Origin of the sequence: Leucobacter sp. NPDC015123 (genome assembly GCF_043080205.1) — a bacterium.
Classification (GTDB): domain Bacteria; phylum Actinomycetota; class Actinomycetes; order Actinomycetales; family Microbacteriaceae; genus Leucobacter; species Leucobacter aridicollis_A.
This window is the reverse complement of sequence record NZ_JBIBVH010000002.1, coordinates 79,460-104,111: the sequence shown is the minus strand read 5'-3', so window position 1 is coordinate 104,111 and position 24,652 is coordinate 79,460. Positions and strand designations below refer to the sequence as shown.

Below are 24,652 nucleotides of genomic sequence, written 5' to 3'. Positions count from 1 at the left end.
ACCGAACGATCATCACTATATTGGACGCCCTTTGGCTGCGCAAGCCCTTCTAGAAAGTTTCCAAACGTGCTGTTTGGTTAGTTCCCGGCGGGGTACTGCTGGACGACAAATAGCTGACCGCCAGCCTCTCTGGCGCGGTAGAAGTGGGGCTGGTCTGCCCTGAATGTGAGCATGTCGCCCGGCTCGAGAAGGTGGCCCGCTCCATCTGGCCCGACTTCCACGAGACCGTTTGCGCAGAGCACCCGCTCGATCACCCCGGCGGCGTTGCCGCGTGAGCTGCGGAGGGCGTTCGGTGCGAGCGAGACGACAGATAACTCGACCTCACCATCGCCGTGCCAGCCAGACATCAGCTGTGCAACGAAGTCGTCGCCATCACGAGCGATGACGGGAGCGTCTGCTAGGCGACGAATCTCGGAGTCGCCAATGGAGCCGGGGTCGGCGAGGAGGCTGCCGAGGGAAACATTGAGGGTTTTGGCGATTGACCAGAGGGTGTCTAGTGACGGGTTGCCGTTTCCCCGCTCGAGCTCCGAGATTGTTGACTTCGAGATGCCCGCTTCGCGCGCGAGTGCGGATGCGCTCATCCCGCGTCGCTCCCGCCACTTTCGGAGGTTTGCGGCGAGGGGGGATGACTGCTGGCTTTCTTTCATAATGTGCATTATGGTACATAACCATCAATCGTTCGCTCTACCGATCGACGCAATGACGCACACACAGTACGAGGAGAAGTTGAACGATGTCACAGCACCGTCTTGCCACGCTGAGCGGAAGAATCGCAGTTCACGGGGGTGATGTACACCCACACGCGGCGCGACGTCTGGCCGAAGAATGGCCTGACCTCGACTGGCACCAGGCGCCCGATCTTGCCGCCGTCCCAGACACGATGCCTCTCGTGGTGCTGTCGGAACGTGCCGACATGCCTGAAGGGTCGCTGCGCGTTGACGTTGAACATGCGGGCAGCGCGCCAATCATTCGAGTGACGGGCGGCCCGTACTCAGGTGTGATCTATGGCGTCGAGGAACTCGTGCAGCGCATCGCCACGGTCGAGCCCACAGGAATCAGCGTGCCCGCGGTCGTTGTTGAGCGCACGCCCAAGCTCGCTTACCGTACGTTCTGGACGTGGGACCACTCGACGAACTGGGAACTCAGCCAGGTGGGGCACCAGGAAATCGGCGTCTTCAACCCATACGGTAAGCCCCCGGGGGGCTTCTTGCAGGACTACAAGAGAATGGTTGACTTCTGCAGTCGCCACCAGATCGCCGCGATTGTGATCTACGGGTTCTTCCGTGACTCGCATGGGGGAGTTGACGCGGCCAAGGAGCTGACCCGCTACGCGCGTGAGCGTGGGGTGCGGATCCTGCCAGGAGTCGCGATCGGGGCATACGGCGGCGTGTATTGGGAGGGTGACCATCGCTACAACCTCGCGACGTATCTGCGAGACAACCCCGGGATGGCAGCGGATATGGAACGAGGAGTGGGGTTCCAGCTAGCTGACCTCAGTTTCCCACTGAACTTTCCGCAGAGCGACTACACCCGGACCGCTTGTCCGTCTGAGCCAGCGAACATCCAATGGATGGCTGACGCGCTTGAATGGCTCGTTGAGGCCGTCGAGCCCGGGGGGATCAATATTGAGGGCGGCGACTACGGCGTCTGCGGCTGCCCGCGGTGTGTCAGCCGACGGGGCGAACGTGAAGCGGCGAGCCGCCGCGACAACGACGCTGAGTTCTGGTCGCACGCGGATATGGCCGACAATTTCCCAAGGCTGTTTGATGCGGCTCGCTCGCGAGGTGACGATCTCTGGTTGTACTGCGAGCTGCAGTGGGACAATCTGCTCGACCCTGCCGCGCATGCACCGCTCGAGACCTTGCCTGATGGTGGGATCTATCAGCACACATTTAACCGTGCCTATTGGGAACGAGCGCGGGGCGAGCTCACTGAGCAGCATGTGCGCGACCTACCAACCCAGCAGAATGTGATCCGCAGCCAGTTCGCCTGCCAGTGGAACGGTGATGAGCGCACCGAGCGATACGCGTTTAACGCTCCGGTGTTTGCAGACCTCGCCAAGAAGTCAGCCGAGGTTGGTATGCAGGGGCTTACAGTCTGGGGTGAGCCCTCGCCTTACCATGTGTCAGCCGAGCTGAGCTATCTCGCCTTCGGGCGGTTTGGGTTTGACCCAACCCTCACGTGGGCAGACTTTATGAGGGGAGACGTGGCCCCTCGCCTTGGCGGCGAAGCCGAGGCCGAGACGTTTGTGTCAAGGATGACTGAGCTAGATGCAAACCAGGTGCTTCCTGTGGAACGGCTGCGGTTGATTCGCGACGAGGCGCTCGACGCGGCGCGCGGTGTCGCCGGCGAGGCCATTCGTCGGTGGACCTGGCTCGCTGACAGGGCGAGCCAGCGCCTGTACATGGGGCAGTAGACGCTGTGTAATGGGCGCCAGTATGGGCCCGGCCGGCGACCAAACGCCGTACCGGGCCCATTGCACCCCGCCCAACTCAAGCGCTTCGTTCCGCTTCTCAAGTTTCCAGCGGCTCAGGAAGGCGGTGGGCGATCGTCTCTCCCGTCGCAAAGCCCGTGCCAGTGAGAATGTGGCCGTAGTGTTTCACGGACCCGATGACGAGTGAGCGGTCGAGCACGACAAGATCCGGGATCCGGGTCGACACCATCACTTCGAACCGCTGGGAATCGGCAAGAGTGCGCAACCATGCAGAGATCATGATGTTGCTCTCTCCGAGCGTGAGGAGCACGGAGCGCACCTCCTCGACCTTGGTGAGTGCTTCTGCGATCGCACTAGCGCGCTCCGCCGGGACGCGGAAGGAGCACCAGACATAGTGCGGCCAGGCCGTCAGAGTGCGAGCGACGTCAACTCTGACAGACAGCAGGCCGGCACTGTGCAGCCCTGCGATTGCGTCATGAACCCGCTTCTGGCTGAGCCCGGTGCGCCGCGCGATCGACGCGACCGCCGCCCTGCCGTCGTGGTTCAGCTCCGCGATGACAGCGCGCTCCACGTCGAGCGGTTGGCGCCTCGCGTTCGTCGGGGGCGCGGGCTGCAACGCGGCAACCTGGGCCTGCTCTGCGGGTGAGAGGGCTCGCGGGGTCCATGGGCGCGCGTCGGTCATCATTGAGGTCACCACCGTCGTGCGTACAGAGGTCGCGTCGCCGAGCCCGCCCATGTCGCGCAGTACGTATGTCGAGAGAGCCTCGAGGTCCGGTACTGCCACTGTCACGAGAATGTCGCGAGCGCCAGCGGTGAGGTTGATCGTGAGCGCCTCACGATCCTGCGCGAGTTGGCGCGCGACTTCGTGCGCGCGCCCTGGTGTGCACTGCACCTCAGCCACGGCGACCGTGAACGGCGTGCCGAGGGTACCGTAGCCCGTCACGTAGACCTGGCCACGCTCGGTGAGCTTCGCCCAGCGCCGCGCGAGCGTTGCAGCGTCGACCCCGATAACCGGTGCCAGCGCACTCCAGGCTGCGCGCGGCGCGAGTTTGACGGCGTGAATAAGACGCAGATCCAGATCGTCAAGAGAGTTTTCTGGCGTCATTGCACCATAATATGCATAAATCCTGCGATGCGCGCCATGTCGTCGAGCGGTTTCTATGCTGTGTTCTGCTCATCACCCTCGTGCGGGAACCGCAACATTTTCGAAGGAGAAAACATGTCAGGGGACACAGCTGAACGCACAACAGCGGCGGTGAAGGAGAAGCGTGCACCGCTGCCGCGCTCCGTGAAATTCACGGTCGCGATCCTCTTCGCCGCCTGGATCGTTGACTACATCGACCGCCTTGTCATCACCATTGTGCTGCCACTCATCGGAGCGGACCTCGAGCTGAACAACACGCAGCTCGGCCTTCTCGCTTCCGGGTTCTTCTTTGCCTACGCTTTCGCGCAGGTGCCGGGAGGCATGCTCACCGATCGCTTCGGGGGACGACCGATCGCGGGCATCGCGATGCTCACGTGGTCGGCGTTTACCGCGCTGTCCGGTCTCGTCAGCAGCTTCGGCGTGCTGTTCACAATCCGTGTGCTGTTCGGCGCCGCGCAGGCGCCGTTCCCAAGCGCAGCGGCAAAGATCCTGGCCGAGCGCACGACGCCAGGCCAACGAATGACTGCGCAGGGAATCGTCTCGGCATCCAACGGTATCGGCTCGCTCGTTGGCTACCTAGTGATCCCGCCCGTTGTCGTGCTGCTTGGGTGGCGAGGAACGTTCATCGCGATGGCGGGGCTTGGCGTGCTCAGCTTCTTCATGCTGTTCCTGCTTCCGAAGCTCAAGATCGACGTGCCGAAGCCGTCAGCCGAAAGCGCCGCGGCACGCGCAGAACAGTGGCGCCAGGTGCGCGCGCTCGTGCGCAACCCGACGATGATGATCTTCGCCGCCATGTTCTTCGGCAGCAACCTGATTACGTGGGGCGTCGTCACGTGGATGCCCTCGTACCTCCAACAGGTGCGTGGCATCGAGGTCGGCGGTTCGAGTCTGCTGCTCGCGCTGCCCGCGCTGTGCATCGCGATCGGCATCTACGTTGGTGGTCGGCTCACTGACAAACTCGGTGGCGCGAGCGCGAAGATCGTCGCCCCAGCGATGGCAGTGAGCCTCGTCGCGATCATCCTCATGGCGACATCTGAGTCGCTCACGATGTTTATCATCTTCGAATGCATCGCGATATTCGGGTGTGGCCTCTGCAACGTGCCCGTCGTCTCGGTGCCGCTCAAAGCCCTCTCAACGCAGCTCTCGGGCAGCGCATTTTCGATAGTGAACTTCGGCGGGCAGCTCGCTGGAATTGTCGCTCCCCTCGCGATGGGTATCCTGCTCGACAGTTACGGCTACACGTCGGCATTCCTCTTCCTCGGCGTTGGTGCGGTGCTCGCCATCGTGATGGCGATCCTCGCGCCCCAGTCGGTTGACGCGTTCGCGCAGCGAACCAAGCTCGTCGGTGAGGAGGCGCGTCAGTGACCTCCGCTGTAACTCTGCAGGAACTCAGGCGAGACCTCCACAGGCATCCTGAGGTTGGTCTGCATCTCCCAGACACTCGCGAGCGGATTGAGCGAGAGCTCACCCCGCTGGGCATCGAGCTGACGTTCTCCGAGAACCTGAGCTCAATCGTTGGAGTGCTTCGCGGCCGACCGACTGGGCGGGCGGTGCTGCTCCGCGCTGACATGGACGCGCTGCCAGTGCCGGAGCCTGGCGGGCTCGACTACGCGTCGGAGCGGGCGGGTGCAATGCACGCCTGCGGACACGACTTGCATATGGCTGGACTTGTCGGCGCGGCGCGGCAGCTTGCGGCGCGACGCGGTGAACTCGACGGCGACGTCGTCTTCATGTTTCAGCCGGGTGAGGAGCGGCTCGGAGGCGCGCGGATCATGCTTTCCGAGGGCGTGCTCGACGCCGCCGGATCCCGGGTGGGGGCGGCGTTTGCCGTACATGTGAGCCCGGGGCAGCGCGGGATGTTCCTCACCCGCTCGGGCCCCACGCTCGCGGGGAGCAACGAACTGCGAGTGAGGATCGTCGGTAGAGGAGGCCACGGCTCCCAGCCGCACACCGCGCGAAACCCGATTCCGGTTGCAGCTGAGGCTGTTGGCCTGATGCAGTCGTTCACAGCGCGAAGGCTCGACCCGTTCGACCCGGCGATCATCACGCCGACGGTGATCCGCGGGGGTGAGGCGCTGAACGTTATTCCCGAAAGCGTTGAGCTCGCGGCGACTGTCCGGAACTTCTCGGCGCAGACCCTCTCGCGCGTAGGATCCGATCTCGTCGAGGAGCTTGAGGGGCTGGCTCGCGCACACGGCATGACCGCTGAGGTAGTGCTGAACGTCGACTACCCGGTGACTGTCAACGACAAGGCTGCGACAGACTGGGCCATGTTGGAGCTCGCTGGGCTCCTCGGCGACAACCGAATCGCCGAGCTGCCACAACCGGTCATGGGCTCCGAGGACTTCGCGTACGTGGCAGAACTTGTGCCGAGCACGATATTCATGCTCGGGGCGTCCCCAGACGGCGTCGACCCGGCGACGGCGGCGCCGAACCACTCGCCTCGCGTCGTGTTCGACGACGCAGTTCTCGACGACCAGGCCGCCGCGCTCGCGGCGCTTGCCGAGGGCTGGCTCGCCAGGGGATGGCGCACGCACGGAGCGTCTGCGGAGGCTCAGGAGTGACCGCGCTTGGACGCATTGCCCAGTGGGTCACGTCAAGCCCTGAAGTCACCGACGCGCGACGGAGTGCGGCGACAGACGCGTTTGCCGACACGCTTGCCTGCATGATCGCCGGGGCAGCTGACGTGTCGACCCGGGGCGCGCTCGCCGCCGCATCACAACCGGATCCGCGTGAGTCTGCGATGTGTGTCGACGGCAAGCTTCGCTCCCCGGGAGCCGCAGCACTGATTAACGGCACGGCGGCGCACGCACTCGACCTCGACGACAACTTCATTGGGGCCGCAACCCACGCGAGTGCCGTGCTCGTTCCTGCGCTGCTTGCCGCAGCACGCATTGCGGGGGCAGACGGTGCGGGGCTCCTTGACGCCTACCTCGTTGGTCTGCAGGTGCAGCGCGAGATCGGGCGTGAACTCGCCGCGAAGCACTACACCGCTGGGTGGCACGCGACGTCCACAATCGGGCCGATCGGGGGAGCCGCAGCCGTCTCGCATCTGCTCGAGCTCGACGCCCGCCGGACCGCCGCGGCGATGAGTGTCGCGGTAAGTACGGCGAGCGGTCTGAAACTGCAGTTCGGTACGCCAGTGAAGCCTGTTCACGCAGGCTTCGCCGCGCGCAGCTCGGTTGAGGCGGCACTCTTCGCGGAGGCGGGGGTAGCCGGTCGCTCAGGCATCCTAGAGGGGGAGCGCGGGTTCGCCGCCCTGTACGGGGCGCCGCTGGCTGACTGGCCGACGGAGCCCGTTGACACGTCTGCGGTGCACGCGATCGAGCAGCCTGGCCTATTTCCGAAACTCTATCCGTGCTGTGGATCAACCCACCTGGCGATTGACGCGGTGCTCGACCTGATCCGCGAGCACAGCTTCGCTGCCGCAGACGTCGCTGAGATCGTCGTGACGGTGCTGCGCCCCAACGCCGCAAACTTGCCGTACACACACCCCGAGAACCCGACTCAGGCGAAGTTTTCAATGCAGTACGCCCTGACCGCGGCGCTCGAGGGCGGCACGGTCTCGATGACAGACTTCGAACAGGAGGTGGTGCGCGAGCGGCGTAGCCATCCACTGCTCGACAAAATTTCGGTTCGGACATGGTCGGAGGAGGCCGAGCGCATCATGCTCGACCAGGGTCGAACCCCACACCGGGTGGAGGTGACGCTTGCGGACGGGCGAAAGCTCGACCGCCAGCGCGAGGTAGCCCGAGGGGCGGTGAGCGAGCCGTTCGCGCCATGGGAGAAACGTCGTAAGTTCTCCGCGCTGACGGGACTCGACGACTCGCACTACGACGCGATTCTGCGGCTTGCGGAGTCGCCTAACATCGATGCAATTGACCGGGTGCTGCTTGCAGCAAACGAAACGAAAGACGAGGCGAACGGATGACGCGTGAAACCAAGCTGCCGCACGTGGCTGTCGTCGGGCTCGGTGGGACCATTGCGAGTTCCACACTCGCGCCAGACGACTTCATCAACTATGGCGCCCCCGGCTTCCATGTCGATGAGTTGCTCGAGTACCTTCGCCCGGAGCTGCTGAGCGTTGCCGAGCTCGACGGCGAGCAGGTGCTCGCGAGCGGATCGAGCGCGCTCAGCGTCGCAGACCTTGTTCGAGTTTCGGAAGCCGTCAACGACGCCCTCGCGACTGCCGACGCCGTCGTGGTGACGAGCGGAAGTGACGCGCTCGAGGAGATCGCGTACTGGCTCGACCTCACTGTCCCCGCGGACCGCCCCGTCATCGTCACGGGGTCGATGCGGCCGTTTGCAGTTCGCGATCCTGAACGACCAACGCCGCCGACTCGCCTCGTGCACGGGACAGACGGTCCAGCGAACCTGCTTTCCGCGGTCAGGGTCGCCGCGAGCGGTGTGACTGCCGGACAGGGAGTTGTCGTCGTGTTCGGCGACCTGCTGCATGCCGCACGCGACGTGGTGAAACGTCACTCGACCCTTCCCGATCCGTTCGAGAGCCCCTCCGCAGGCCCCATCGGATACGTCTTCGGCGGTTCCGTGGTGCTGCACCGCCACGTCGTCCGCCCGCCCGGGAACCCAGCAGAGCCGCTTGTTGATCTGACGCACCGTGCTGATGGGGAAGAACTTCCGAGGGTCGAGATCCTCGTCTCGTATCCGGGTGGAGGCGGCGAGGCCGTTGCCGCTTATGTTGACGCCGGCGTGCGTGGGCTTGTCATCGCCGGCATGGGATTCGGAGCGATTTCGAACGACCTGGCGGGTGCAGCGGGTGAGGCCGCTCGTAACGGGCTTCCTGTCGTATGCGTCTCGCGAACCGGAGCGGGGAGCGCCGTCGCGAAGCTGGGCTGGGAGATCGCGATCGGCGACCTCGCTCCCACGAAGGCGCGGCTGCTGCTAATCCTTGCGCTGATCGGTGGGAAGTCGCAGCCGGGTATCGTTGAGACGATACACCGGCTCGCGAAGCCAGCCGAGCCTCGCGGGCGAGGGGAGTCCTCAGCGGGTGCGGGTGCTGCGCTCCCCAGTAGTCCTTGAAGTTTCGCGGAGAGTTCACCGCCTGGCTGTCGCGGCAGGCGCACCCAATGCGCCAGAATGGTGCGACACTCGGAGAATCCGGGGGAAGGAAGGGGGGAACCTATGGGAGCTTGGGGAAGCGCACCGTGGCACAACGACGGCGCAGCAGATTGGTTTGCTGAGGTGTTTCAGGGCATCGATATCGACGCCCATATTGACCAGGCGCTGAAATACGACGATGACTTCGACCGGATTCGCGCTGCCGGCTATCTGCTCACCGTGCTTGGGCACAGCACGGTGTGGCCAGGCGACCTTGAGCGGCTGGACAATCACCTCGAACGCGCCATCGAACTGCTCACCGAGATGGCCGAGCCCGACTCTGAGTTTCTCGAGCTATGGGAAGACGAACCCGGCGTTTTGGAGGCCGTTCAGGCCGAGATTGCCGCACTCGAAGCCAGGCTTGCTGGTGAGGACGACGAGGAGGACGAGGAGGAGGACGATGATGACGAGGAGGACGAGGAGTAGCCCTCGTCGCGCTGAGTTTCGCTCGTTCTGTATGTGATCGGCAGTATCTCTGCCAAAGTTCGTCGCTCCCGGCAGATGTACTGCAGATCCCAAGGTCTTTGCGTGGCACCAGGACCAAGAACTCGTGAATCGGCAGCAGATCCCAGGGTCTTTGCGTGGCAGCAGGACCAAAGACCGGTGAATCGGCAGCAGATCCCAGGGGCTCACCGGGCCGCGGCTCGGGCTCGCTTAGCTCGCGCCCTGCGGAGGATTGGCGAGCAGGTCTGAGCGCTCCCTCAGGTACGCCTCAAACGTCTGCGCGCCGTCGAGCGGAGCGCCTGCACGCCACCGCACCCGAAGCTGGCCGTCGACGAGGCCGAGCGGGAGCTCCGGTGCAAGTGCGGTCAGGGCCGTCTCTGCGAGATTGATCTGTACAGCGTCGTAGTTCACAGGGGTGCCCTCGGCGTACCCGCCGTTCAGCGCTGCCGCCGCGACATCTCGGCGCTCCTCGCGCGATATCGACTGGTTGCCAGGATGCAGTCTCGGAGCCGATCGCGTCGCCTTGCCGACGACATAGAGCGCTGGAGGGGCGCCCTCGTCGGCACCGATCATCAACGTTCCGAGCCGCCAGACGTGCCCGAGCGGCAGCATCGTCGGCTTTCGCCGGATGAGAAGTTTTCGCCGCTCGGGGACGAAGACCGCGAGCGCCTCCGGCGCCACCCCTGAATCGCGCAGTTTCGCGCCTGCCTCGCGGACGGCCTGCACCACTGTTTCGACGAGCTCACTCACGAAGCTAAGTGTAGGCACCTTGCTGGGTTTAGGCTTGGGAGGATGCACACACAGCCCAACAGGTCAGCGACGATTCGTGCCATGTTCCTCGTGCTCGCGGGGTCGATCGGTATGCAGATCGGCGCCGCCATCTCGCTGTCCCTGTTTACCGACCTCGGGGCCGCCGGTACGAGCGGGCTGCGGATGCTGCTTGCTGCAGCCATCATGCTGGCAATCTTTAGGCCGAGCTTGCGGGGTCGCACGCGCGAGGAATGGCTCGGCATCGTGCTGTATGGCGTCGCGATGGCGGCGATGAACATGTTCCTCTACCAGGCGATCGAGCGCATCCCGCTCGGCGTCGCGACGACGCTTGACTTCCTCGGGCCGTGCATGGTCGCGTTTCTTGCATCCCGGCGGCTTCGCGAGGGGCTGCTCGCCATCGCTGCGTTCGCCGGCGTCGTGCTGCTCGCCGGGTTCGGTGGCCCATTCGACACTGTGGGCCTCTTATGGGGCGCGCTCGCGGGCGTGAGCTTCGCCGGGTACACGATGCTCGCGCCGCGCATCGGAAAGTCGGACGGCGGCCTCCAGTCGGTCGCGCTATCGATCTTGGTCGCTGCGATCCTGACCCTGCCGTTCTCGATGCCGATTGTCGCGCAGGTTCAGCCTGCGCAGTGGGGCCTGCTCGCGCTGTCGGCGCTCGTTGGGACCGCGCTCGCGTTCTCGGTCGACACCATTGCTGGACGTCTGACCTCTGCGCGAATCCTCGGCGTGTTCTTCGCGTTCGACCCGGTAATGGGCACGCTCGTCGGAGTGCTGTTCCTCGGCGACGTGCTCACGCCGACGGCCCTCGTGGGAATCCTGCTGATCGTGTTGGCCGGCGCCGGCATCGTCTGGTCTGCTGGCCAGCGCCGGGCGACGGACGAAGAGGTTGCGGCGGTTGCCGCAACCGAGTCCCTTGAGATCGAGCGCAAGTACGAGGTACCCGCGGCGACGGAGGTGCCGGGGGAGACAGCGTTCGCTGCTGCGGGTCTCGGGGTCGGAACTGCCGAAGTACATGAGATGCACGCACGCTACTTCGACACCGATGACGGGGCGCTCGCCTCCAAAGGACTGGCGATGCGCGTGCGTGAGGGCGGCAGCGACGAAGGGTGGCACCTGAAAGCGAAGACGTCGGGTGGGACGCGGGAGCTGCACTGGCCGCTCGCCGAGACACTTCCGGCGGGGCTCAAAGCCGAGCTCGTCGAGCGAATCGGCGACGTCGCCGAGCAAGTGCGACCGATTGCGGAGCTGCGGACCGAACGACGCACGCTGCGACTCACTGACGGAGCGGGTGTGGAGGTCGTTGAGCTCGCCGACGACAGAGTGCTGGCGACAGAACTCCGAGGCGCCGAGCCAGTCAAGCGTGCCTGGCGCGAGTGGGAGGCCGAATTGCTGCCCGGCGCGGACGAGCGTTGGCTTGACGCTACCGGACAGGTGCTCGAGGCAGCCGGCGCAACCCCCTCACTGAGCTCCGCGAAGATCGCGCGGGCAATGGGCGCCCTCGTCGAGGTCGCCCGCTCTCGCGGCGCGTCGCCCGAGACTGTCGCGCAGTTGCAGGAGATGGACAGACTTGACCGCGAGAGCGCGCGTAGGCTGGGCGCATGAGTAAGTCATCGCGCCCAGGCAACCGACCGAAGGGCAAAGGGGAGGAGCCGACGCCAGAGCAGCGTCGCAAGCAGATCTTCCTCGGCCTCGCTGTCGGCGCGGTCATGGGTCTCGTGCTTGGATTCTTCACCCAGTTTTGGCTGTGGCTGCCAGCGGGCCTCGCTGTCGGGCTCGCGACCGGGGCAATCATGAAGCCTCCCGCAAACTAAGCTGCCGCGCCCAGCCGTGAATAATCACGGCGAAACCCTGAGCGCGAAAACGCGTACGGCGGGAGGATCTGGTGAGTGGATATTCCACGTAACCAGGAGGCAGCAATGTCGATGAAATTGTCCCCCACTTCGGAAGCTACGGTCGCAGCGACAGCGGCGGTCGTCGCCGCGCACGCGGATGAGATCACCCGCACGTTCTATCCGGCGATGTTCGCGGCGCATCCCGAACTGAAGAATGTGTTCAACGCCGCAAATCAGGCGATCGGAGAGCAACCTAAAGCGCTCGCCGCATCGGTCGTTGCGTTTGCGGTGCAACTGATCGATCCTGACGCGCCGGACTTCACCCCCGTCATGCAGCGGATCGCCCACAAGCATGTCTCGCTTGGGATCAAAGCCCGCGAGTACACGATCGTCGGGCACCACCTGTTGTCGGCGGTCGGCACGGTGCTCGGCGACGCAGTGACACCGGAGGTGGCCGCTGCGTGGGACGAGGTGTATTGGCTGTTCGCGACCGCGCTCATCGCGGAGGAGGCGAAGCTCTACGCCCTCGGCGGTACTGACCCCGAGGAGCCCTGGCGTCAGTACCGAGTCGTGGAACGGTTCGACGAGAGCGCAGACGTGTTCTCGCTGCTTCTCGCGCCTGTGACTGGAGATGTTCCCGCGTACCGCACGGGGCAGTACGTGGCTATTGCCGTTGATCTGCCTGACGGCGAGCGGCAGCCGCGCCAGTACACGATCTCATCGGGGCCGCGCGGTGACTCGTTGCGTGTCACGATCAAGCGAGTGCGCGGCGAGGGCGGAACCCCTGACGGGCGGGTCTCAGGCTGGCTCCACGAGCATGCCGTGCCTGGCGCACTTCTCGACGTGTCCCAGCCTGCCGGAGACGTGGTGCTCGACACTGCAGACTCGCCGCTTGTGCTCGTGTCGGCAGGGATCGGGATCACTCCCGTTGCGGCGATCCTCGAGGATGTCTCTCGGCGACAGCCGGAACGACAGGTGCGGCTGTTCCACGCAGACCGTTCCCATGACACCCATGCGCTCTACACGAGTCTGCGGCGCCAAGTGCTGGCCCTGAGCGACGCCAAGGCTCAGAACTGGTACGAGGAAGGAGCCGAGTCGGCACCGACGCTCGTGCCCGCGAAGAGCGGGTACATGGATTTGACGGGCGAGGATATACCGGCAGGCGCGCGCGTCTTCATGTGCGGGCCGCTCCCGTTCATGCAGTCGGCGCGGCGCACGCTGATGGACCGCGGCGTTCCCGCTGCGAACATCCAGTACGAGGTGTTTGGACCCGACATGTGGGCGCAGAACCCCTCCTGACGCTCCGACGGAGTGGCAGGGCGCGGCGGCTACGACGTGGCCGCCGCGCCCTGGGCTTCACGCTCTGCGAGGGAGGGTCCGTCTCTCACCTCAAGTGCGATCTCGCACCGGGTTGGCGTCACGAACGGCTTGACGCTTCGCAACCGGACTGGACCCGGAACCTGCTGGAGCTGATGCTTCAAAAGCTGGATGTGGACGGAGCACACCAACGCACGCTCCGTCGTGATCGCGAACGCGTACCGACACGGTGCGACATCGATACGAAGCTGCGAGTCATCGGGCTGCGGCTCGAGGCCAATGTCTTCGAGATGTTCGTAGAGGGCATCGAGCTGCGCCATCGCTTCCTCGCCGAGCTCAGCACTTCTGTCGAGCTCAGGCTCTAGGCGTCGAAGCAGGTTGCCGCGCGCAGCGGCCGCAGTAGCGCGCCCGTGCGCCGCGTCATTTTCGTGTGCGTCAGTGACCGGGTGAAACACCACAGGCGGGCGGCCGCGCACGCCGGTGACGAGCCGCAAACTGTGCACGAGGCCCTCGGCCTCAAGCACCGCGAGGTGCTCGCGCGTGGTGTTGAGGTGGAGGTTCACCTCGGAGGCAATCTCAGCGAGCCGTCTGCCGGGCTGTCGATGGACGGCGTGGAGGATCCGTAGTCGGCTGACACGCGTGAGCCCACGGAAATCTTCGACCCGGCGCGGCATGGCCCCACCATAGCAATGAAACTCGAGAGACTGGGGAGCGCATCCTGCGCATCCTGCGCTTCCTGCGCAGCCGAGCGGCCCCTATTCATTCCCGTTTCGACCGCGATACACTCGCCGTACGCCCCCGACGACGAGGACTGAGAACGACAATGCACCAGACTGTTTTTGAGACACATCGCCCCGCGGCGCGGATCGTAGATGAAGCGCTTGCAGAGACGCGACTGGGAGTGTTCTGGATCGATGACGTCGCAGATCGCGCGGTCACCTACCCGCGGCTCGATGGCGACATCGTGGCTGACGATGCGATCGTCGGCGGCGGCTATGCGGGCCTCTGGACTGCGATCAAGCTCAAGCAGGAGCATCCTGACCGCAGGGTCGTGCTCCTCGAAGCCGTCAGAGTGGGGTGGGCAGCCTCGGGCCGCAACGGCGGTTTCTGCGAGGCGAGCATCACTCATGGTGAGCCAAACGCCGAGTCCCGGTGGCCGGATGAGACTGGCACGCTTCGACGCATCGGCTACGAGAACCTGGACGCGATGGAGCGCTTCATTGCCGAGAACAACCTCGATGTCGACTGGGAGCGCACGGGCCAGCTCTCGGTCGCGAACAACCCCTACCAGGTTGACTGGGTAGGGGAGAGCCCGGACCCGCATGTTGTCGCGCTGAACGAGCAAGAGGTGCGGGCACGCATCAACTCCCCGACGTTTCTCGCTGGTGAGTTCTCACCAAATGAGAACGCGAACCTGCACCCGGCGAAGCTCGCGCATGAGCTCGCGAGGTTTGCGACGAGCATCGGCGTCGAGATCTACGAAGGTACGCCAGTCGATAGGCTCGGCGGTCGCGATGATGAACCGATCGAGCTCGAGACGAAGCGCGGCACCGTTTCGGCCTCGCGCGTCGCGCTCTGCACGAACGTGTTCCCGTCTTTGCTCAAGCGGTACCGCTTTCACACAGTGCCCGTCTACGACTACGTGCTGATGACGGAGCCCCTCACCGACGCGCAGCTTGCAGCGATTGGGTGGGAGGGGCGCGAGGGGCTCGCCGACATGGCGAACCAGTTCCATTACTCCCGGCTCACCGCCGACAACCGGATCCTGTGGGGCGGCTACGATGCCGTGTACCACGCTGGCGGGCGGATCAAACGCGAGTATGAGGATCGTATTGAAAGCCACCGCAGGCTCGCAAGCCATTTCTTCACCACATTCCCGCAGCTCGCAGGGGTGAAATTCACGCACCGCTGGGCGGGGGTGATCGACACCTCGACACGATTCTGCGCCTTCTTCGGGCAGGCCCACGGCGGGCGGGTCCAGTATGTGGCTGGCTTCACCGGGCTCGGAGTGGGCGCCACCCATTTCGCCGCCGACGTTATCGTCGACAGGCTCGAGGGGCGCGTCACCGAGCGCACCGAGCTCGAGATGGTGCAGAACGTGCCGCTGCCGTTCCCGCCAGAGCCTGCCGCATCGATTGGCATCAACCTCACGCGCTGGTCGCTCGATCGGGCCGATCACAACGGCGGCAAACGCAATGTGCTGCTGAAGACCCTCGACGCGTTGGGGCTTGGGTTCGACTCGTAGTGCGACAGCAAACGCGCATTCCTGAGTGTTCGCTGTATGCTTGACTTTTGGTCGAGCGCCTGGAGGGGTGGACGCACGGCACGCACGTACCGATCGCCCCGAAGGAGCCACCTATGGCGCTGCCCTGGAAGCTGCACGGCGATGGTAAATCAGTTGCCCAAGACGCGATCGTTCTACCCGAGGAGCGGCTGGGCTGGGCTCGGACTATCGGCTTTGGCATGCAGCACGTTGTGGCGATGTTCGGCGCCACTTTCCTCGTGCCGCTCATCACGGGCTTCCCGCCCACGGCGACGCTGTTCTTCTCGGGCCTTGGCACGATGCTGTTCTTGCTCATCACAGGCAACCGTCTGCCGAGCTACCTCGGATCCTCGTTCGCGTTCCTCGCACCGATCGCGGTCGCGACCTCGGGTTACGACCACGGGGATGTCGCCGGCCTCGCGCGCGCGTCGTTCGCGATCATCGCCATGGGCGTGCTCGTCGCCCTTGTTGGCGTCATCGTGCAGCGCTTCGGCATCGGATGGGTGAATGCGCTCATGCCGCCGGTCGTCATGGGATCGGTCGTCGCGCTCATCGGCTTCAACCTCGCACCCGCGGTCAAGAACAATTGGTTCGGTAACCCCGCGGCGAACCCCGACGTGAACCAGGGCCTGCACTCGACTGCGGCACTTATTACTATCGGATCGATCCTGCTCATTACCGTGCTGTTTCGGGGGCTTATCGGCAGGCTCTCGATCGTGCTTGGCATGGTTGTTGGGTACATCGCGGCAGCGCTCATGGGCATCGTCGATTTCGAGGCTGTGAAGTCTGCTGCTTGGGTCGGGCTCCCCGAGTTCCACCTTCCGGCCAACCCGTTTGCCGACCCATCACTCTGGGGTCTCTTGCCAGCGTTCCTGCCAGTCGTGCTCGTGCTCATCGCCGAGAACGTCGGCCATGTGAAGAGCGTCGGCCTCATGATCGACCGCGATCTCGATCCGGTGACCGGGCGCGCGCTGCTCGCCGACGGCGTCTCGACGATCCTCGCCGGGTTTGGCGGCGGCTCGGCAACGACGACGTACGGCGAGAACATCGGCGTGATGGCTGCGACCCGCGTGTACTCTACGGCCGCGTACTGGGTTGCTGGCGTGATCGCGATGCTGCTGAGCTTCTCGCCGAAGGTCGGCGCACTGATCTTCTCCGTTCCGGCGGGCGTGCTTGGCGGCGTGACTGTCGCACTGTATGGCCTCATCGGCCTCATCGGCGTAAAGATCTGGATCGACAACAAGGTTGACTTCTCGAAGCCCATCAACCAGTTCACCGCCGCAATCGCACTCATCGTCGGCATCGCCGATTTCAGCATGCAGCTCGGCGACGTCATGTTCAACGGGATCGCGCTCGGCACGATCGCCGCGGTTGTGGTCTACCACCTCATGGGGCTCGTGGCACGCGCGCGCGGCACCGCGACGGACACCGCGATCATCCGCTAGCAAGCCCGCTGATTGACTGTGACTTCGGCCCCCGCGTGAGCGCGTGGCGAAGTCACAGTCATCGGCGAGCGAAGAAACACCGCGATAATGCCGCGTTTTCAAAGGCAGACGCCTTAGGGTGGCGGTGTGTGGAGTGTGGATCGACTTAGGCGACCCGAATCAAAGGGCAACGCCGCAGAAGCACCGGATGTCGCTGAGGCGACGGAGCCGGTGTCGAACGCAGCGCTCGCAGGAGTGAACGACAACGACACTGACCGCCAGGACCTCGGTGGCCCGCTTGGCGTTGTCGATCCGTTCTCCGAGGAACATGCAGCCTGGCTTCGCGAGCTCGCAGGCATCGGTGGCCGCAACCCGCTACTCCACTTCGACGACCACCCAGCGAATCGGATCGAGCTCAGCTCGACTCACCCCGGCGGGTTGCCCCAGTTCATCTCGGGGAACAAGATCCTGCTCTCGGCGCTGATCCGCGACGACCTCGCGCTGCGTCACGCACGCGCCGCCGCCGCGCGTGTAACCGATAAGGCCGTCGAGATGCGCACAATGCGTGGGCTCGAGACTGTGAATCTTGCGGTCGGACTCGCGAAGTGGACGTTCGAGGGTGACGAGTTCTCGGCGCCGGTGTTGCTGCGCCCGCTCGCGATTCGCCGCTACGGCCGCGACTTCGAGCTCAAACTGAAGAACTTCCCCGTCGTAAACTCGGAGCTGATCCGAGCACTGCGCGACCAGTTTGGGATCACCATCGACGCGCGCTCGCTCATTGAACTCTCGCAGTCCGAGGGCGTGTTCAAGCCTCAGCCCGTGATCGACAGGCTCCGCCAGATGGTTGCGGGCGTCCCCGAGTTTCTCGTGCAACCCAGGCTCGTCGTCTCGTCGTTCCACAACGTGTCGCAGGGCATGGCCGCCGACGCGGTGCGACTCGACACGCCGATCCTGCAAGCGATCTGCGGGAGCGAGCCAGCGAAGCAGGCGCTCGCCGACAACTACCGCCCAGTGAATCCAGTCTCGCCGGATCATATGGCGCCCGAAACCGACAGGTGCCTCTACGACTCCGACCCTGAGCAAGATGACGTGCTCGCGCAGATCGACGCTGGCCAGTCGATTGTCGTGCGGCAGCTTCCGGGCACCGGCGGCACCCAGACTGTGGTGAACGCAATCGGCAACCTCGTGCGCGACGGCAAGCACGTGCTCGTCGTGACGCCCCGCCGTTCCACGATCGACGGGATCACGCACCGCCTGACTCGCGCAGGACTCCCCGGCCTCGCGGTGACCCCGCGGAGGCTGCGGCGCAACCTTGTCGAGTCAATCAGCCGCAACGAGAACGCGGCGTCCGAGCAGATGCGCGACGTCGACGAGGCGCTCGTCCGCCTCAGGGGCGTGCTCCTCGACTACCGTGACGCTCTGTCAAAGCCTGACGAGCGTTACTCGGTCACGCCGCTGCAGGCGCTTCGGCAGCTGACGAAGCTTTCGCTCGGCGACAACCCGCCGTCGACGACTGTGCGGCTCGACGATCAGGCGCTCGGCCAGCTCACGATTGACCGTTCATCAGTCGCTGATGATCTCACGGAGGTCGCCCGCCTCGGCCAGTTCCAGTACGGGCCAGAGGATTCGCCGTGGTACGGCGTCGACTTCTCGACGACCGAAGAGGCGCGCGCTGCATACGGTGTCGCTGTCGACCTCGCCGAGTCGCAGCTGCCGCGCCTCATCTCGATGGCGAATGAGGTCGTCGAGCAGACGTCGATGCGGCCATTCGAATCGATTTCTGAGCTTGGCGTGTACCTGCGGCTGCTCATGGGGATCCGCGACACACTCGATCGGTTCACCCCTGAGGTGTACGATCGCTCACTCGCAGAAGTTATTGCGGCGCATGCCCCCCGTGGCAGCGACGAAGACATGTCGGCGTCGAACAAGCGCCGTCTGAAGAAGCTTGCCCAGGAGTATGTGCGGCCGGGCGTGAGCATCACTGACATGTACGCGCGACTCGTGCAGATCCAGCAGCAGCGCGTGCTCTGGCAGCGCTACACGACTGTTGTTGGAACGCGCCCCGAAGTGCCGCTCGGAATCGCGGACGTTGTAGTCGCTTTCCAGGCCGCATATCAGGATCTCGACAAGCTCGACGCGGTACTTGGCACGACCGTCGAACCTGATCGCCTGAAGAACCTCGACCTGCACGAGCTCGCCGCGCGCGTATCGGAGCTCGCGAAAGAGTCTGAGGTGCTGCAGAACATTCAGGAGCGCACGACGATTGTGGAGCGGCTCCGGAGCGCCAGGCTGGGGCCGTTGCTCGACGACCTCTCTGCGCGTCACGTGCCGGCCGACGAGGTTGGCGCCGAACTCGAGCTCGCCTGGTGGCAGTCCGTACTCGAACGCATGCTCCAGACGAATCCGGCGCTGCTCAGCGCGAACACGGGAGTCATCGAGCGGCTCGAGGCAGACTTCCGCCTCGTCGACGACGCGCACGCCGGGGCGAACGGGTCGCTGCTCGCGTCGAAGCTCGCCGACTCTTGGCGCGTCGCAGTGCTCGACAACAAGCAGGAGGCGCTCGCGCTTCGGGGCCTCTTGCGAAGCGGCTACGCGACGATTGCGGCGCTTGCGCAGGACGCGCCCGTGCTGTTCTCAACACTTGCCCCGGTTCTCGCGATGTCACCGTACGAGGTTTCACAGCTCCCAGAAACGGCACGCTTCGACGCAGTGCTGCTCGTCGACGCTGGCGCAACGACACTCGCAGAGAACATCGGAGCGATCCGCCGCGCCGACCAGGTTGTTGTGTTCGGTGACAGCACCACGCAAAGCCCGAGCTCGTTCGAGATTGGTGTGCACAGCCCCGACGTTGACCAGGGCGAGGACACCACGGGGCTGCGCTCAGCGCTCGACGAGCTCGCCGAGGTGCTTCCCACGCTGAAACTCACCCGCAGCTATCGAGCCGGCGGCGAAGATCTCACGAACCTCGTGAACGACCGCTTCTACGACGGCGAGATCAACTCGCTGCCGTGGGCTGGAAGCTTTCTCGGGCACTCGAGCCTCACCTATGATTTCGTTCCGGCAGGGCAGGGGCTGCCCGACCAGCAGACTGGCGCTGTCGAGAGCACCGAGGCAGAGGTCGACAGGGTCGTGCAGATGGTGCTGCAGCACGCAGACGAGCGCCCGAACGAATCACTCATGGTGATCACGGCGAGCGAGAAGCACGCTGTGCGCGTGTATCGCGAGGTGCTGCAGGCGTTCTCGAAGTTCCCGCAGTACCGTGATTTCTTGCTCGGTGAGCGCGCCGAGCCGTTCGCTGTGCTCACGCTTGAGCAGGCAACCGCGCAGAGCCGCGACCGGGTGATCTTCTCGATCGGGTACGGTCGCACGCCCCACGGCAGGGTGCTGTCAAACTTTGGTGCGCTCGGTCGGCCCGGCGGTGAGCACCTTCTCGCAGTGGCGATGACGCGCGCTCGCCGTGCGATGACAATCGTGTCGTGCTTTAGGCCCGAGGACCTCGATTCCTCGCGCCTCAAGCACGGCGTGGTCGAGCTCGCGGAGCTCCTTGCCTTTGAACACCCAGAACCGGAGCCGGTCTCGCTACCAGCGGAGACGGATCCGCTCATCAGGGAGTTCGCTGACAGGCTCGAGGGGCACGGAATCACAGTTGTGCTGGACTACCGAGGCGAGATCCCGATCGCGGCATCGTTCGGTGACCGTGCGATCGCGATCGACATCGACCTCGGAACCGCGAACGACGGCGACGTCAGCCTTCGGGAGGCGCTCCGGCTGCGTCCGGCGGTGCTCCGCCGTCTCGGCTGGCATTACCACAGGGTCCAGAGCTTTGACCTCTTCGCGGATCCCGAGGGCGCGGCAGCACGTATCGCACGTGTGCTCGGCGTCACCGAGGGCGCGCTGACTGGCTCAGAATCGTAGGCACGTCGTGAACGATGCGCCGGCCGCGGATGCGGGCCGAGACGCGGCCGAGCAACCCATCCGGAAGGTTCGCGGTGCGCGGCGTGCGCAGCGACAAGCGCCTCAGGGCGTCGACCCGCGACCCTCGGATCACGCCTTGACAGCGAAGGCCGCGGAAGACACGCCCCAAGGGTGGGGCGGTCAGTCTGAGCGGCGCTCGACGAGCGTTGGAGAGAACGATAGGCGATTGCAGGCGGACAAGCCGCCGCACTGGGCCTAGCGGTACTCAGCTGGCGGCTTCTTACTCAATTTCTACGCCCAAATCTACCCGATACATACTCAACTTTGTGAGCCTCGTACTCAGTATCGAGTTGTTGAACTACTTTTGCCCTCTGGCGTCCAGTAGACGATAGCGCTGTGCCGGCAACTCGATCTATTTGCGTGTTGCGTACGAAATTCTTTTTCAGGCCGCGTCACTTTCCTCTCGTAACTGGCACCTATATACGAGGGCGCTGAGACCTCGCGCTATTCAGGCGCGGTTTTTTCACCCTCTGTCGAACTATTCGGCCAAGTTATGAGGAGAAACGTGGAATACCTACGAGAGCCACAGCTGGAGCACTCCAGCCCGCGGCTGTGGAGGAGGCTGAGATCTGCACTGGCCACCACAGCCACTGCAGCGCTGGCCGCCGGAATGTTGATCGTCGCGCCAAGCGCGGCGACGGCAACGACGACGACACAAGACGTCGTGCCGTTTGATCTCGCGAATGCAGAACGATACGTCGAGGTCGCCCAGTTCGGCAGCGACGCTGGCGGCAGCGACTCGAAGCGAACCGGCTACGATGTCGCGCTCGACGGAAGCTCGGTAATCTTCACCGCTGAGCGCGGTTCGGCCAAGGCCGGCACCGGCAGTGTGCAGATTCGCTCCTGGGTTGGCCCCGAACGGGGCGACTTCTCGGAGACGACGCTTCCCGCACCCGCCGAGGCAAAGGGATTCGGGTACTCGGTTGACCTTGACGAGGCCGCAGGGATTGCAGTCGTGGGCGCCCGCTACTCAAACGAGGTCTACGTGTATGCGCGCGCCGGTGATGCGTGGTCGGCCGCGCCGACGCGCGTGACCCCAGGCACTGACGCACGCCTCACTGCGGTCGCGTCTTTCGGTGAATCAGTGAGCCTCTCGGAGTCCCACCTCGTCGTTGGAGCCCCGAACTCTCGTGTGGATGGCAAGAGCGATGCGGGCGCTGCGTTCGCCGTTCCCGTCGCCGATCTCGGCTCGGACGCCGTCGCGGCCGCGCTGCTCCTGCCCGAGGCCCAGGTACACGTATCGGATGTGTATGGCCAAGTGGTCACCGCACGCGGTCCCACAGCGGTCGTCGCAGCACCACAGCATCAGGCCGTCGCTGGAGACTCGAACAGCTACCAGGTCGGCCAGATCAGCGCGTGGAACCTCGCTGATCGTACGCCTAGCTTCACTGTCACTCCCGACGTGAACCAGGCGAACGTTGCATTTCCAGCCTCGCTCGAAGGCGGGTCGTGGGCGGGCCTCGGCCGCGCCATCGCGATAACCGAAACCGGCGCGATCATCGCCGGTTCGCCCTCAGAGCTGAACTTCACTGGCTCCGCTCCCGGCGATGTCGCGACAGACGACACCACAACGCAGGGCGCCGTCTACGTCTATAACGCTGATGGCACTCTCGCCGGGAAAACGGTCTCCGACCTCCCACATCAGTACTACTTTGGTGCGAGCCTTGACCTGAACGACACCACCGACGAGCTCTTTGTCGGTTCGCTGAATCTTGACGGGACGGCAGACCAGGGCAAGGTACAGGTGTTCGATGTAGTCGCTCCTGCGACCGCTACGGCAGCGAAGCCACTTGCAACCCTCGCAGGAAATGAGTCACAGTTCGGTACGTTCGGCATCCTCGGCGGTTCTGTGCAGGCCGCCACGACAGTTGACGATGATGGCACTGCCCACCACCGCGCGATTGTATCGGCGAGCGGAAACGTCTACGTGTTCGAGAGCCTCAGTGCCCTCACCCTGACCAAGACGACCTCTCTCGAGCCCGGCAATGCTTCACCAAGCGCGAACGAGGGCCGCAATATCGCGGACTACACCGTCACGGTGAAGAACACGACTGGCAGTGCGCTCTCCGCTCTGACAGTGACTGACGACCTCACGAATGTTCTCGACGACGCAGACGTGAGCAGGGTCAACGCAAGCACCGGAACAGCAACGCTCGCGGGCTCGAAGATCACGTGGACTGGCGATCTCGCAGCCAACGAGACCCTCACAATCACCTATCGGGCCACAGTCGCCGAGACCGTTGTCGCAGACGACGAGAACGTGCAAAACTTCACTGAGCCTGTCGCGGCGCTCGTCAACACAGTGTCGACGACGCGCGAGGCCGACGGTGTCGTGACTGCTGTGCCAAGCGTGCGCAGCGAATCAGACGCTGGTGACCGCGCTAAGTGGACGAACGGCGTCACAGTAACGACTCCGATCGATGGCGCGCTGAAACTCGAGAAGACCGCCACCGATGCCGACGGGAACGGGCACGCGGCCCCGGGCGAGAAGGTCTCGTACCTCGTCACCGCGACGAACGTTGGCGGTCTGCCGATCGAGGGCGCGACAGTGAGCGACAATCTCGCAAACGTGCTGAAATACGCGAACGGGCCTGAGAACATCAAGGTGTCCCTCGTCGACCGCGACGGCGCAGACCTTGCCGCTGCGGCAGCAACCTTTGCCGAGCCGATGCTGAGTTGGGAGGGCGATGTTCCGGCCGGAGCAGTTCTCAAGCTGAGCTACGAGGTGACGACAAAGACAGCGGAAGAGCTGTACCCGCTTGAAGGCGGCGAATCGCTTGTGAACGGTGTTGAGTCACCGTGGAACGTCGACCCTGAAGGGCCGACGACGACAGTTCCTGTTGAGGATGAGCTCACGCTCGCGAAGACAGCCTCCCCTGACTCGGGGTCCGTTGTGAAGCCAGGCGACGAGATCACCTACACGCTGACGCTCACGAACAAAGACGCCGAGGTCGCAAAGACCGGTGTCACTGTCACCGACGATCTCTCGGCAGTGCTTCCCTACGCCGAACTGATTGGTGATCCGACTGCCGGGGCAACCGTTGACGGCACGACCCTGAGCTGGGTCGGCGACGTTGCGGCAGGGGAGACTCTGACAATTAGCTACACGGTCCGTGTGCTTGACTCGGCACCTGACGGCACGAAGATCGGCAACCATGCTGGCAGTGCTCAGGTTCGTGAGGATCCGCCTGGTACCGAGCATGAGGTAGACAATCCGCGCGGCTCGGTTGAGCTCGCAAAGCATGCCGATCCAGCATCGGGCACCCCGGTCCGCCCTGGCTCGACAATCACGTACTCGATCACCGCGACGAACGACACCGCGCAGAGTATCCCTGACGTCGTCATCACGGACGAAATCTCGGGCCCCGTGACGGTCGTTGAATCGTCATTGCCGGTGGGCGCGACGTTGAACGGAAACGTCATCACCTGGACTGGCGACGTACCCGCGAACGACTCTGTCACCATCAGTTACGAGGTGACGGTGAACGCCGACGCGGTCGCGCCTGCTGTCGTGAAGAATGTCGTGACGAGTGATGACATGACGAATGATCCGGAGGAGCCGCCGACGACGGTCCACCCGGTTCGTACGATTGAGCTGGCGAAGAGCTCGGATCCGGTGACGGGTTCGGCTGTGAAGCCCGGCGACACGATTACGTACACGGTGACGGCGACGAACCCGTCGGCGGTTGATTTCGCTGACGTGACGCTCACTGATGGTCTCAGCGGCGTGCTGGACAACGCGACGCTCATCGAGCCGCTTGTCGAAGGCGCCTACGACCCGCTGACGATGCAGTTCTCCTGGACGGGTGACATCTCAGCAGGTGACTCGAAGTCGGTGAGTTATCAGGTGCGTGTGAATGATGTGCTTGATCCTGAGGACGCTGTTCTGCGGAACGTCGTGTCGAGTCCTGACTCGCCGACGAGCCCGGA

At 64.4% G+C, this 24,652-nt stretch carries 16 protein-coding genes and 1 pseudogene; 13 read left to right on the top strand and 4 right to left on the bottom strand.

All coding sequences use genetic code 11. The features are described from left to right. Positions 1–77: 77 nt before the first annotated feature. On the bottom strand, positions 78–647 hold the full coding sequence (locus ACF07D_RS04150) for a helix-turn-helix domain-containing protein (RefSeq protein ID WP_255808353.1): 570 nt from the start codon (positions 645–647) through the stop codon (positions 78–80). A gap of 86 nt (positions 648–733) precedes the next feature. Between ACF07D_RS04150 and ACF07D_RS04145 the strand changes: the two genes are divergently transcribed. Next, positions 734–2,416, top strand: coding sequence for a hypothetical protein (locus tag ACF07D_RS04145; protein WP_391504002.1), 1,683 nt, complete (start codon positions 734–736; stop codon positions 2,414–2,416). 97 nt (positions 2,417–2,513) lie between these two features. On the opposite strand, the gene ACF07D_RS04140 is transcribed toward ACF07D_RS04145, so the two are convergent. Continuing rightward, positions 2,514–3,539 carry an Lrp/AsnC family transcriptional regulator gene (locus ACF07D_RS04140; RefSeq protein ID WP_391504001.1) on the bottom strand — a complete coding sequence of 342 codons (1,026 nt, stop codon included), beginning with the start codon at positions 3,537–3,539 and terminating at the stop codon, positions 2,514–2,516. Positions 3,540–3,653: 114 nt separating this feature from the next. Between ACF07D_RS04140 and ACF07D_RS04135 the strand changes: the two genes are divergently transcribed. The 5 genes from ACF07D_RS04135 to ACF07D_RS04115 all read left to right on the top strand — a co-directional run bounded on the left by ACF07D_RS04135 (position 3,654) and on the right by ACF07D_RS04115 (position 9,122). Continuing rightward, positions 3,654–4,943: an MFS transporter gene (locus tag ACF07D_RS04135; RefSeq protein ID WP_162921367.1), complete on the top strand. Its 1,290-nt coding sequence runs from the start codon at positions 3,654–3,656 to the stop codon at positions 4,941–4,943. Beyond that, complete coding sequence (locus ACF07D_RS04130; RefSeq protein ID WP_119284918.1) at positions 4,940–6,142, top strand: M20 family metallopeptidase; 1,203 nt, start codon at positions 4,940–4,942, stop codon at positions 6,140–6,142. Before ACF07D_RS04135 ends, ACF07D_RS04130 begins: the two co-directional genes overlap by 4 nt. Then, complete coding sequence (locus ACF07D_RS04125; RefSeq protein ID WP_391504000.1) at positions 6,139–7,509, top strand: MmgE/PrpD family protein; 1,371 nt, start codon at positions 6,139–6,141, stop codon at positions 7,507–7,509. Before ACF07D_RS04130 ends, ACF07D_RS04125 begins: the two co-directional genes overlap by 4 nt. Next, positions 7,506–8,618 carry an asparaginase gene (locus tag ACF07D_RS04120; RefSeq protein ID WP_255808352.1) on the top strand — a complete coding sequence of 371 codons (1,113 nt, stop codon included), beginning with the start codon at positions 7,506–7,508 and terminating at the stop codon, positions 8,616–8,618. Before ACF07D_RS04125 ends, ACF07D_RS04120 begins: the two co-directional genes overlap by 4 nt. Before the next feature lie 102 nt (positions 8,619–8,720). Next, a complete protein-coding gene (locus tag ACF07D_RS04115) occupies positions 8,721–9,122 on the top strand; it encodes a DUF4259 domain-containing protein (RefSeq protein ID WP_162921365.1) in 402 nt (133 codons plus the stop codon). Positions 9,123–9,350: 228 nt separating this feature from the next. Here ACF07D_RS04115 and ACF07D_RS04110 read toward each other — a convergent pair whose 3' ends face one another. Beyond that, entirely contained in the window at positions 9,351–9,890 is a 540-nt protein-coding gene (locus ACF07D_RS04110) for a hypothetical protein (RefSeq protein WP_255808351.1), read from the bottom strand. 42 nt (positions 9,891–9,932) lie between these two features. Between ACF07D_RS04110 and ACF07D_RS04105 the strand changes: the two genes are divergently transcribed. The 3 genes from ACF07D_RS04105 (at position 9,933) to ACF07D_RS04095 (ending at position 13,042) form a co-directional block, all read left to right on the top strand. After that, on the top strand, positions 9,933–11,513 hold the full coding sequence (locus tag ACF07D_RS04105; RefSeq protein ID WP_255808350.1) for an EamA family transporter: 1,581 nt from the start codon (positions 9,933–9,935) through the stop codon (positions 11,511–11,513). Next, on the top strand, positions 11,510–11,722 hold the full coding sequence (locus ACF07D_RS04100; RefSeq protein WP_119284913.1) for an HPP family protein: 213 nt from the start codon (positions 11,510–11,512) through the stop codon (positions 11,720–11,722). Before ACF07D_RS04105 ends, ACF07D_RS04100 begins: the two co-directional genes overlap by 4 nt. A gap of 105 nt (positions 11,723–11,827) precedes the next feature. Beyond that, positions 11,828–13,042 (top strand): globin domain-containing protein, encoded by a 1,215-nt coding sequence (locus ACF07D_RS04095; protein ID WP_391503999.1) that lies wholly within the window; start codon positions 11,828–11,830, stop codon positions 13,040–13,042. A gap of 29 nt (positions 13,043–13,071) precedes the next feature. Here the strand turns inward: ACF07D_RS04095 and ACF07D_RS04090 are convergent, their stop codons facing one another. Beyond that, on the bottom strand, positions 13,072–13,734 hold the full coding sequence (locus tag ACF07D_RS04090) for a helix-turn-helix domain-containing protein (protein WP_391503998.1): 663 nt from the start codon (positions 13,732–13,734) through the stop codon (positions 13,072–13,074). 149 nt (positions 13,735–13,883) lie between these two features. Here ACF07D_RS04090 and ACF07D_RS04085 point away from each other — a divergent pair, with 149 nt between their 5' ends. The 4 genes and pseudogenes from ACF07D_RS04085 to ACF07D_RS04070 all read left to right on the top strand — a co-directional run. Next, a complete protein-coding gene (locus tag ACF07D_RS04085; RefSeq protein WP_391503997.1) occupies positions 13,884–15,305 on the top strand; it encodes an NAD(P)/FAD-dependent oxidoreductase in 1,422 nt (473 codons plus the stop codon). A gap of 113 nt (positions 15,306–15,418) precedes the next feature. Further along, a complete protein-coding gene (locus ACF07D_RS04080; RefSeq protein WP_391503996.1) occupies positions 15,419–16,768 on the top strand; it encodes a uracil-xanthine permease family protein in 1,350 nt (449 codons plus the stop codon). Positions 16,769–17,002: 234 nt separating this feature from the next. Further along, positions 17,003–20,662, top strand: coding sequence for an AAA family ATPase (locus ACF07D_RS04075; protein WP_370647892.1), 3,660 nt, complete (start codon positions 17,003–17,005; stop codon positions 20,660–20,662). Positions 20,663–21,332: 670 nt separating this feature from the next. Next, positions 21,333–24,652, top strand: a pseudogene (locus tag ACF07D_RS04070) (hypothetical protein); the annotation flags it as partial.